This is a genomic window from Tatumella ptyseos ATCC 33301 (assembly GCF_000735525.1).
GTDB lineage: Bacteria > Pseudomonadota > Gammaproteobacteria > Enterobacterales > Enterobacteriaceae > Tatumella > Tatumella ptyseos.
This window is the reverse complement of the sequence record NZ_JMPR01000040.1, coordinates 1-11,296: the sequence shown is the minus strand read 5'-3', so window position 1 is coordinate 11,296 and position 11,296 is coordinate 1. Positions and strand designations below refer to the sequence as shown.

Here is an 11,296-nt window from a genome sequence, read left to right as displayed (position 1 = left end):
TTTTCAGAGGAAATTTACTTTTCCCCGAAAGCTCATTACCATTCCGGCGCAAAATAAGCGCAGGTGATAGCCCTGCGCGCGACCATCGTTTCCAGGAGAGTGCATGTTATATCCAATCATCCGTCCTGCCCTGTTTCAGCTCGATCCCGAACGGGCCCATGAACTGACTATCAGCCAGTTGAAACTTATCCGTGGTACACCCTTTGAACGCCTGGTGCATCAGCGTGTGCCATCGCGTCCGGTCAGTTGTATGGGGTTACAATTCGATAATCCGTTGGGCCTGGCCGCCGGATTAGATAAAAATGGCGAATGTATTGATGCCTTCGGCATGATGGGCTTCGGGTTTGTTGAAGTAGGAACCGTAACGCCGCGTCCGCAAGCCGGTAATGATAAACCCCGCCTTTTTCGTTTAGTCGAAGCCGAAGGGATTATTAACCGGATGGGATTTAATAATCTCGGGGTAGATCATCTGGTAGAGAACGTTAAAAAAGCGCGTTTTAAAGGCATCATTGGTATCAATATTGGTAAGAATAAAGATACCCCGGTAGAGCAGGGCAAAGATGATTATCTGATCTGCATGGAGAAGACATACGCGCATGCCGGCTATATTACGGTAAATATTTCCTCCCCGAATACACCGGGCTTGCGTACGTTACAGTACGGCGAAGCGCTGGATGATTTATTATCGGCGATTAAAAATAAACAGCAGGAACTCCAGAAACGGCATCTGAAATATGTCCCGGTGGCGGTGAAGATCGCACCGGATCTGTCGGAAGAAGAATTGATCCAGGTGGCGGACAGTCTGGTCCGACATAATATTGACGGTGTGATTGCCACAAATACGACGCTGGATCGATCGCTGGTGGAAGGGCTGAAACATGCCGGAGAAAGTGGTGGCCTGAGCGGTCGTCCGGTACAACTTAAAAGTACAGAGGTTATTCACCGACTGAACCAGGAATTACAGGGACGACTGCCGATTATTGGTGTCGGTGGTATTGATTCATTAATGGCTGCGAAAGAAAAATTAGCCGCCGGTGCATCGCTTATCCAAATCTATTCCGGGTTTATTTATAAAGGACCAGGTCTGATTAAAGATATCGTGAAGAATATTTAACCAAAAAGAGCGGGTTATTTAGCCAGAGGGGTTTATTTACGCCGCTGGCTCGTTTATATTTTGTTCAGGTCAGGGATGGCCTGCCTGGCAGTTTATTATTCAGTCCTGAAAGAAGGATATTCAGGCAACGGTAAATTTGCCGTAAATTTAAGAGGCAACATCAATGACATTGAAACCTGACGATCGCTGGCACTGGTATTATGATGAGAAGCAGGACAGATTAATGCTGGATTTAACCGAAGGATTGCATTTCCGTTCGCGTTTTTCCAAAAAAATGCTGACTCCTGATGCTTTCGAATCGCAGCAATTTTGTGTTGATGATGCTGCCGGATTTTTTAATTTCGAAGAACGTTGCCGGGACGCGGATTTCAGTCATCAGCAACGGGCGGAACTGGTTCTGAATGCGCTGGTGGCAGGGCGTTTCCTGAAACCGCTGATGCCAAAAAGCTGGCACTTTACCGCCTGCCATGCGGGCTGTGTACCGGAAGCCGGGCAACTGGTGGAGGCACTGTTATCTCAAACCCGGGAACCTGTCCGTTTTCTGGTTGTGGAAGCTGGAAGCAACGCCACACTGTGTGTCCTTGCTCAGACGTCATTGGTACTGGCCGGTAAGACGCTGTTACTGGGTGAAGCGATTAAAATCATGAATGACAGGTTACGTCCCTATGAACCTGTCGGTGAACTCTGCTTCGATCAGGTGGTTTAACGCCGGTTTTCCCCGAGCACGATCGGGCTTTGCGGAATACAACTGCAACTCAGGATCGTATTACCGTCGATGGCCCCTGCATTCAGCGGAGTGACTTCTCCGCTTTCTAATGTCAGTCGGCAACAGCCGCACGACCCCATCCGGCAGGAATAAGGGATCCTTAATCCGGCATTTTCAAGCTGCTCCAGCAAAATCTGCTGATTATTTCCCCGGAATGTTTTGCCCTGACAGGTAATGTCGATCGCCGCTGCGGGCGATCCGCCTGTCGCGGTACTTGTTTCCGGAACAGTGTCGGCATAGAGGCGTGCCGGTTTGCGGGCCAGAACGGCAACGTTATCTCCACAGCGGATAACCCCGCTGTTGCGCGCGATCAGATTCAGGCCAAAATCGATGTCACCGCTGTCATCAGCAGCTTGCCTGAACGTTTTCAGGGTCTTCATCGGCTCTCCGGCCGGGTGAGCTACTCCCCGTTCAGTGCTGACCGTGGTCAGTACACAGCGACTGCAGGGTTTAGCGACATCAAACGTCACCTCGCCGACACGGATGACTGACCATTCATCTTCATCCCAGGCCGGGGCACCGCTAACGACCAGGTTAGGACGGAATTGTTCTATACGGATCCCGGCAGGACAACGATTCTGTAAATCATGGAATGAACGTTCATTAATCAGCAGGAAAGGATAGCCGTCGGCAAATCCCAGCGGAACGTCCGGGGCACGTTTAACGCGGCGAGCCGGGTTTTCGCCAATCCAGCGTAACTGGACCGGATGAGGGAAAAACGTACTTAGCCAGCGGTTAATACTTTCCGGGGCAATATAAGCATCAAAGCGCGATCCCCATACTTCGGTCGTTTCTCCGCTGGCGCTGAATTCATCGAACCGGACCAGAGCCTGACTGCCGTCTTTTGCCTGTAAAAAGAGACCTTCAGCCACTATAAGCGGCGTAAAGAGGACCATCTCAGGAAAACGGCGTGCGGTAATAAACGTGCCTTCGGTATCAGTGATCATAAACAACCGATCCCAGGCAAGCCCGGCGGGACGGACCAGCGACTGGGAAACCGCCGTGCCACGCATGGATTTAACCGGATGAATAAATAGCCGCGATAAACTAATCATAGGGGGAACCCGTGAGGTAACTTTTCAAAAAGAAGCTAACTTTATGACATAGCGCTGTGATTCGCTATAATGCGCAACTATTTTCAATTAAGCAGACCTAAAAATTATGAATTCTCTTTTTGCCAGTACAGGCCGTGGGCTGGAAGAACTATTAAAAACTGAGCTGGAAACGCTGGGTGCTCAGGATATCCAGCTGGTGCCGGGTGGTGTTCACTATCAGGGCGATGATAAAACGCTTTACCAGAGCCTGATGTGGAGTCGCCTTGCATCGCGGATCCTGCTGCCATTAGGAGAGTTTGGCCTGTGGAGCGATCTCGACTTATACGTCGGGGCCCAGTCGATCCCCTGGACTGAACTGTTTGACAGTCACCAGGGCTTTGTCGTGCATTTCAACGGCACCAATGAGGTTATCCGCAATAGCCAGTTCGGTGCACTGCGGATCAAGGATGCCATTGTCGATAGCTTTACCCGTAAAAATCTTCCGCGCCCGGATGTCAACCGCGATAATCCGGATATCCGTATCCACGCCTGGCTGAACAGGGATAAAGTCAGTATCTCTCTGGATCTGAGCGGAGATGCATTACATCAGCGTAATTATCGCCAGCAGACGGGCCAGGCGCCCATGAAAGAAAACCTGGCCGCGGCTGTCGTGATGCGTTCAGGCTGGCAGCCAGGCACGCCGATAATCGACCCGATGTGTGGCTCAGGCACACTGCTGATTGAAGCCGCAATGATTGCGGCAGATCGTGCACCTGGCCTCAACCGTGAACACTGGGGCTTCCTTGCCTGGAAAGGGCATAACGATGCTCTGTGGCAGGAAGTGGTGAGCGAAGCCCGTGCGCGCGCTGGTCGGGCGATGCAGGGGAAAAAAGTCCGTTTTTATGGTTATGATAACGACCCGTCCGTGATCCAGCGGGCCCAGGCGAATGCCCGTAAAGCGGGGATGAATGCTTTTATTACATTTAAGCAGCAGGATGTTTTACAGCTGAAAAATACTCTGCCTGAAGAAGAGAAGGGGACGCTGTTAAGCAACCCTCCCTACGGGGAACGTCTGGAAAGCGAACCGGCACTGATAGCCTTGCACAGTCAACTGGGACGTATCGTGAAGAACGAGTTCGGGGGCTGGAAATTATCGCTTTTCAGCGGGTCGCCGGAGCTATTGAGCTGCCTGCAACTTCGCGCGGAACGTCAGTTTAAAGCGAAAAACGGGCCCCTTGACTGTATACAGAAAAACTACCAGCTAATGAGCGGTGCTTCTGCACGCCAGGGCGAGATTGCTGAAGATTATGCCAACCGCCTGCGTAAGAACGTGAAAAAGCTGGATAAATGGGCCAGACAGGAAGGCATTGATTGTTACCGGATTTATGATGCTGATCTGCCGGAATACAATATCGCAGTCGACCGCTATGCCGACCGGGTGGTGATTCAGGAATATGCGCCGCCGAAAACCGTGGATGCACAGAAAGCCAGACAGCGTTTATTCGATGTGATCAGCGCAACATTGCATGTGCTGGATATTCCGGCAAACCGTCTGGTGCTGAAAACCCGTGAACGTCAGCGCGGGAAAAGCCAGTATCAGAAACTTTCTGATAAAGGCGAGTTCTTCGAAGTCAAAGAATATAATGCCCGTTTCCTGGTCAACCTGACGGATTATCTGGATACCGGACTGTTTATTGACCACCGTATTGCACGTCATATGCTGGGTGAAATGAGTCAGGGGAAAGACTTCCTCAACCTGTTCGCCTATACCGGCAGCGCCAGTGTCCATGCGGGGCTGGGCGGTGCCAGGTCAACTACCACGGTGGATATGTCACGGACTTATCTGGAGTGGGCTGAACGCAACCTGCAGCTGAACGGGTTATCCGGGCGGGCACATCGACTGATACAGTCAGACTGTCTCAGTTGGCTGGAAAATGCGACCGAGACGTTTGACCTGATCTTTATCGATCCGCCGACCTTCTCGAACTCCAAACGTATGGATGAGAGTTTTGATGTTCAGCGCGATCACCCGGAACTGATGCGGTCTCTGAAACGATTGCTGCGTCGCGGGGGCACTATTATGTTTTCTAACAATAAGCGCGGATTCAAAATGGATCATGACGCTCTGTCTGCACTGGGTCTTCAGGCGCAGGAAATTACGCAAAAAACCCTCTCTCAGGATTTTGCCAGAAATAAGCATATTCATAACTGCTGGCTGATCACTGGCACGGGTAAGGAATAAATAGTTATGTCTTTAATCAGTATACATAATGCCTGGTTATCGTTCAGTGATGCGCCATTACTGGATAACACTGAGTTACACATCGAAGAAAATGAGCGTGTCTGTCTGGTCGGCCGTAACGGTGCCGGTAAATCCACACTGATGAAGATCATCAACCAGGAAATCGCGCTGGATGATGGCCGTATTGTGTACGAGCAGGATCTGGTGGTTGCCCGTCTGCAACAGGACCCGCCACGTAACATTACCGGTTCAGTCTATGACTTTGTGGCGGAAGGCGTTGCAGATCAGGCGCAATACCTGAAAGCGTACCATGCCATTTCTCATCGGGTCATGGAGGATCCGAGCGAGAAAAATCTTAACGAAATGGCCCGGTTACAATCGCTGCTGGATCACCATAACCTATGGCAGCTGGAAAGCCGGATTAACGATGTTTTACAGAATATCGGTCTGAGCCCTGACACAGAGCTGTCTTCGTTATCCGGCGGATGGTTGCGTAAAGCAGCCCTCGGCCGTGCGCTGGTCAGTAACCCGAAAGTCTTACTGCTGGATGAACCGACCAACCACCTGGATATCGAAACCATTGACTGGCTTGAGACGTTCCTGAAAACCTTCAGTGGCAGTATTGTCTTTATCTCCCATGACCGTTCCTTTATCCGCAATATGGCGACCCGTATTGTGGATCTGGATCGCGGTAAACTGGTTTCCTGGCCCGGAGATTACGATAATTTTGTGCTCGGAAAAGAAGAAGCGTTGCGTGTTGAAGAGCAGCAGAATGCTGAATTCGACCGCAAACTGGCACAGGAAGAAGTCTGGATCCGTCAGGGGATCAAAGCCCGTCGTACCCGTAATGAAGGCCGTGTCCGTGCACTGAAAGCGCTGCGCCGTGAACGTACCGAACGTCGTGAGGTGATGGGTAAAGCGAACATGCAGGTGGAAGAAGCCTCACGTTCCGGGAAAATCGTCTTTGAACTGGAAAACGTCAGCTACCAGGTGGAAGGCCGGTCACTGGTTAACGATTTCTCGGCTCAGGTACAGCGCGGCGACAAAATCGCGCTGATCGGGGCGAACGGTTGCGGTAAAACCACAATGTTACGTCTGATGCTGGGCGATTTAGCTGCAGACAGTGGCCGTGTCCATAGCGGAACCAAGCTGGAAGTGGCTTACTTTGATCAGCACAGGGCAGAGCTGGATCCGGACCGCACGGTTATGGATAACCTGGCAGAAGGTAAGCAGGAAGTGATGGTGAACGGGAAACCTCGCCATGTACTGGGTTACCTGCAGGACTTCCTGTTCCACCCTAAACGTGCGATGACACCGGTCCGCGCGCTCTCCGGAGGAGAGCGTAATCGCCTGTTACTGGCTAAACTGTTCCTGAAACCCAGCAATTTAATGATTCTGGATGAACCGACCAATGACCTGGATGTTGAAACACTGGAATTGCTGGAAGAACTGATCGACGGCTATCAGGGGACCATCCTGCTGGTGAGCCACGACCGTCAGTTTGTGGATAATACAGTAACAGACTGCTGGATTTTTGAAGGTAACGGTGAGATTGGCCGCTTTGTGGGGGGCTATCATGATGCACAGTTACAGCGTGCGGCCTACCTGCAGACCAAAAAAACGGTCAGCCCGAAACCGGCAACCAGCGCAGATAAACCGGTAAAAAATACCGAAAAAAAGGCCGCAAAACCTGCAAAGCTGAGCTATAACCTGGCGCGTGAACTGGAACAGTTACCACAGAAGCTGGAACAGCTGGAAACGCAGATTAGTGAGCTGCAGGCGCAAATGAGCGAGCCTGAGTTCTTCACTCAGCCGCAGGATAAAGTGCGGGCAGCGACAGAACAACTTACGGCCACCGAGCAGGCGCTGGAAGAGGCCTTTGCCCGCTGGGAAACCCTCGAAAATATGAGAAACGGAGCATAACCCCCATGAACATAACCCGGTGTGAGCAGCATAGCGATGCAGGCACATGGGTTCTGTGTCCGCAATGTGACCTGGCCTGCCGCTTGCCTGTCCTGAGCAGGGGCAAGAAAGCGGTGTGTCCACGCTGTCATTCCACATTGTCTATGCGCTGGCCGGACCCTCGTGTCCGGCCGACCGTCTATGGCATCTCTGCACTGTTCATGCTGGTACTGGCGAATTTATTCCCGTTTATCAGTATGCATGTAGCGGGAATAAACAGTGAAATTTCCCTGACCCGGATACCGGATATTATGGTTTCCGATGATTTCAGCGCTCTGGCATTCCTGTTTTTAATGCTGGTACAGGTGATCCCTGCCTGCTGTCTGGTGATCCTTCTTTTGCTGGTCAACAGGATAAAAATGCCGCACAGTTTACGTGTCGTACTGGGGCGGATATTTTTCCACCTGCGGAACTGGGGGATGGCTGAAATCTTTATGGCCGGGGTACTGGTCAGTTTTGTGAAACTGATGGCCTACGGTGAAATTGGCCTGGGGATAAGCTTCTGGCCCTGGTGCCTGTTCTGTATCCTTCAGCTCAGGGCCTTTCAGTGTGTTGATAAGCGGCAACTCTGGCTGCATATCCAGCCGGAGTTGCCGGTCTTTAAAACACCGGTGGCGGGGGTCAGCGGACTGGCTCAGGGGATGCGCGCCTGTCCCTGCTGTACCGCCATCTTACCGGTGGATCAGCGTACCTGTCCGCGGTGCTTCACCCGGGGGGAGGCTCGCAAAAAACAAAGTCTTCAATGGACTATGGCATTATTGATAACGTCGGTGATGCTTTATGTACCGGCTAATATTATGCCTATTATGGTGACCAGTGCGCTGGGGTCGACTTATCCTTCGAATATCATGGCAGGGGTTGTCCTTCTCTGGAGCGATGGCTCTTACCCCGTGGCGATGGTGATCTTTATCGCCAGCATTATGGTACCGACCCTGAAAATACTGGCAATAGGCTGGCTTAGCTGGAATGCCAGTGGCAGGGGGCGACGGGACAATGAAAAGATGCACCTGGTTTATGATGTTGTCGAACTCGTTGGTCGCTGGTCTATGATTGATGTGTTTGTTATCGCAATTTTATCTTCTCTGGTGCGCATGGGGGGGCTGATGAATATTTACCCTGCTCCGGGTGCATTATTGTTTGCTACCGTTGTTATTTTAACGATGTTTGCCGCACTGACATTTGATCCTCGTTTGTTGTGGGACCGTGAAACCGATAATCGTGTTGAGGAATCTGGTGTTGAAACAGAATAATCACGAAACAGCCCGTATAGAAAATATCAAGAGATGGTCACCTGTATGGATTGTACCCATCGTCACGCTGCTGATTGGCGGATGGATACTCTTTTACCATTTTTCTCACCAGGGGCCGGAAGTCACTCTGATCACCAGCAATGCCGAGGGCATTGTTCCTGGTAAGACGACCATTAAAAGCCGCAGTGTCGATATCGGGATGGTGGAAAGTGCAAAGCTAAGTGATGACCTGAAACAGGTCGTCATCAAAGTCCGTCTGAATAATGGCACGCAGAAAATGCTGCATCAGGACTCGGTCTTCTGGACGGTAAAACCTCAGATTGGCCGTGAAGGTATCACCGGGCTGGGCACCTTACTTTCCGGGTCATACATTGAACTCCAGGCAGGTACCAAAGGTGACGAGCCGGAACAGTATCAGTTGCTCGATGCTCCTCCTCTGGCTCCGCCGGATGCTAAAGGCATCCGTATTACCCTGGACAGCATGAAAGCCGGGCAGCTTAATGCCGGCGATCCGGTGTTGTTCCGTGGATACCGTGTCGGTACTGTGGAAACCAGCAAATTTGATACCGATAAACGCGTGATGAGCTATGAACTGTTCATTCAGGCACCTTATGATCGTCTGGTCACGACCAATGTACGGTTCTGGAAAGACAGCGGTATTGCGGTGGATATGTCCGCTTCCGGCATGCGGGTTGAAATGGGGTCACTGACGACCTTGTTCAGCGGCGGGGTCAGCTTTGAAGTTCCGGATGGGGCAACCCTGGGTGAACCTGCGAAGGATCACGCGGAATATCATCTGTTCGATGACCATAACTCGATTCAGGAGTCTATGTATACGCGTCATACGGATTTCCTGATGTTCTTTAACGAGTCTATTCGCGGTCTGCAGGCGGGGGCACCGGTTGAATTCCGTGGGATCCGTTTGGGTACCGTGGCAAAAGTACCGTATGTCATGCCGGGTCAGTTCGAAAAACTGGGTAATGATTACCGTATCCCTGTGCTTGTGAGGATTGAACCGGGTCGTTTTGCGGCCAGTGTCGGTGATAACTTTAATCTGCAGCAGCACCTGCAGGAAGGACGTCAGCACGGATTAAGGGCCAGCCTGAAAACGGCGAATCTGATCACCGGGGCACTGTATGTCGATTTAGACTTCTACAATAATGTGCCGCAGTTTACCGGGCCTGACAAAATCGCGGGTTATGAAGTGATCCCGACGGTCGCAGGGGGGCTGAACCAGTTGCAGCAGAAAGTCATGAGCATTCTGGACAAGGTGGATAAACTTCCACTGACGCCGATGCTGACGGAAGCCACCGGTACACTGAGAGAAAGCCGGAAAACGCTGCGTGAGTTACAAACCACATTGGATAATGTGAATAAAATTACCGGCAGTCCGGCAATGAAAACATTACCTGCAGATATGCAGCAGACATTACGTGATCTTAACCGTAGCCTGAAAGGACTGCAGCCAGGTTCACCGGCCTACAACAAGCTGGTGGGAGATATGCAACGTCTGGATCAGGTTCTGCAGCAGCTACAGCCTGTGCTGAAAACCTTAAATAACAAAAGTAATGCCTTAGTTTTTGAGGCCTCACCGGGTCATGACCCACAGCCGAAGAGGGCAAAACAGTGAAAAAAGGGTTAGCCATTTGCTTTGCACTGCTGCTCAGTGCCTGTAGCAGCGATGCGGATAAACATTACTATCAGTTACCCGTGGTCAGTCCATCGGCGGGCAGTGAAGTGTCTGTCAGCCCGGTGACGGGAATGGCTCCGCGCTCTCTATGGGTTGAGCCGGTAACTGTCTCAGACTATCTGTCAGGTAACGGAATTGCCTACCAGACCAGTGATGTACAGTATGTCATTGCGGCGAATAATCTCTGGGCCAGTCCGCTGGACCAGCAGTTACAGCAATCGCTGGTCAGCAATCTCAGCCAGCAATTACCGGGCTGGCTGGTCAGTGGTACCATGACGGGAAGTAATGATTACGATACGCTGTCTGTGAATGTCACCGGCTTTCACGGTCGTTATGATGGCAAAGCCGTGATCACTGGGTCATGGATACTGCAGAGTAATAATAAAACGCTCCGTCAGCCGTTTTCTCTTATTCTTTCGCAGGATAAAGACGGTTATGCGGACCTGGTCAGAACCCTGTCCGCAGGCTGGCAAAAGGAAGCCGCGCAGATAGCGCAGAAAATTAACCAGTAATTACCTCTCAGAAAAACGCGATCATAAACCGCACCTGAAAAGCCGGATATCCGGCGAAGTAAGGTGCGGTTTCTTCTACAGAGCGTTAAATCAGATAATTCCGGAGCGCGGGGCAGAGCCGCGTCTTATCAATGATGAGCAAAAAGAAATGCGAATTTCTCGCCATTGCCGTCGTGTTTTGAGATTGACCTTTCAGACCTGAGACGGTAGAAATAAGGGGTGGTTGCACACTTATTAACCACAGTTCTTTCTATCCCGTCCCACCTTAATCGACATGAGGGAAAGCAGGTATGAAGAGACAAAAAAGAGACCGCTTAGATCGTGCACATTCACGCGGCTATCAGGCCGGGATCACCGGACGCCCTAAGGAGATCTGTCCTTACCAGACGACAGACACCCGTTCCCACTGGCTCGGAGGATGGCGATTAGCTATGTCCGAGCGTTCGGTATTTGCTTAACCCTGAGGACCTGAGAAAACCAGGGCTTCTGCATACTGGCCGTAGCCCTGGTGAAAACAGTCATTCCGGCAGTATTTTTCTTCACTCCTGATCATTCCTTCCTTTTAATACCCGATAGTCATGACAAACTGATGACAGTTTATGCCGGAAATCAGCAGGCTATTATCTGTCAGGCATAACGATGATGATGACAGTCACCGGTCCGCGGATAGCTCAGGGGCAGGCTGACAGGAGTCAGCGGCAAGAGACAAAAAAAGGGCCCGCAGGC

At 51.3% G+C, this 11,296-nt stretch carries 9 protein-coding genes; 8 read left to right on the top strand and 1 reads right to left on the bottom strand.

Going from position 1 to position 11,296, the window contains the following annotated elements:
- The first annotated feature begins 103 nt into the window (after nucleotides 1–103).
- Nucleotides 104–1,114 carry a quinone-dependent dihydroorotate dehydrogenase gene (gene pyrD, locus GTPT_RS13110; RefSeq protein WP_029991117.1) on the top strand — a complete coding sequence of 337 codons (1,011 nt, stop codon included), beginning with the start codon at nucleotides 104–106 and terminating at the stop codon, nucleotides 1,112–1,114.
- Between the two features lie 163 nt (nucleotides 1,115–1,277).
- Nucleotides 1,278–1,820 carry a cell division protein ZapC gene (locus tag GTPT_RS13105; protein WP_029991116.1) on the top strand — a complete coding sequence of 181 codons (543 nt, stop codon included), beginning with the start codon at nucleotides 1,278–1,280 and terminating at the stop codon, nucleotides 1,818–1,820.
- Here GTPT_RS13105 and GTPT_RS13100 read toward each other — a convergent pair.
- Nucleotides 1,817–2,935 (bottom strand): YcbX family protein, encoded by a 1,119-nt coding sequence (locus tag GTPT_RS13100; protein ID WP_029991114.1) that lies wholly within the window; start codon nucleotides 2,933–2,935, stop codon nucleotides 1,817–1,819. The two genes, GTPT_RS13105 and GTPT_RS13100, sit on opposite strands and share 4 nt — an antisense overlap.
- A 106-nt stretch (nucleotides 2,936–3,041) precedes the next feature.
- On the opposite strand from GTPT_RS13100, the gene rlmKL reads away from it, so the two are divergent.
- The 6 genes from rlmKL to rmf all read left to right on the top strand — a co-directional run bounded on the left by rlmKL (nucleotide 3,042) and on the right by rmf (nucleotide 11,028).
- A complete protein-coding gene (gene rlmKL, locus GTPT_RS13095) occupies nucleotides 3,042–5,156 on the top strand; it encodes a bifunctional 23S rRNA (guanine(2069)-N(7))-methyltransferase RlmK/23S rRNA (guanine(2445)-N(2))-methyltransferase RlmL (protein WP_029991113.1) in 2,115 nt (704 codons plus the stop codon).
- A gap of 6 nt (nucleotides 5,157–5,162) precedes the next feature.
- The gene (locus GTPT_RS13090) at nucleotides 5,163–7,079 is read left to right on the top strand and encodes an ABC transporter ATP-binding protein (RefSeq protein ID WP_025902825.1); all 1,917 of its coding nucleotides are present in this window, start codon (nucleotides 5,163–5,165) and stop codon (nucleotides 7,077–7,079) included.
- Nucleotides 7,080–7,084: 5 nt separating this feature from the next.
- Nucleotides 7,085–8,368, top strand: coding sequence for a membrane integrity-associated transporter subunit PqiA (gene pqiA / locus GTPT_RS13085; protein WP_051170879.1), 1,284 nt, complete (start codon nucleotides 7,085–7,087; stop codon nucleotides 8,366–8,368).
- Nucleotides 8,355–9,998, top strand: coding sequence for an intermembrane transport protein PqiB (gene pqiB / locus GTPT_RS13080; RefSeq protein WP_029991110.1), 1,644 nt, complete (start codon nucleotides 8,355–8,357; stop codon nucleotides 9,996–9,998). The genes pqiA and pqiB overlap by 14 nt, the downstream gene beginning before the upstream one ends.
- Complete coding sequence (gene pqiC, locus GTPT_RS13075; protein WP_025902822.1) at nucleotides 9,995–10,570, top strand: membrane integrity-associated transporter subunit PqiC; 576 nt, start codon at nucleotides 9,995–9,997, stop codon at nucleotides 10,568–10,570. The genes pqiB and pqiC overlap by 4 nt, the downstream gene beginning before the upstream one ends.
- 290 nt (nucleotides 10,571–10,860) lie before the next feature.
- Nucleotides 10,861–11,028, top strand: coding sequence for a ribosome modulation factor (gene rmf, locus GTPT_RS17140; protein WP_071780140.1), 168 nt, complete (start codon nucleotides 10,861–10,863; stop codon nucleotides 11,026–11,028).
- Nucleotides 11,029–11,296 lie beyond the last annotated feature (268 nt).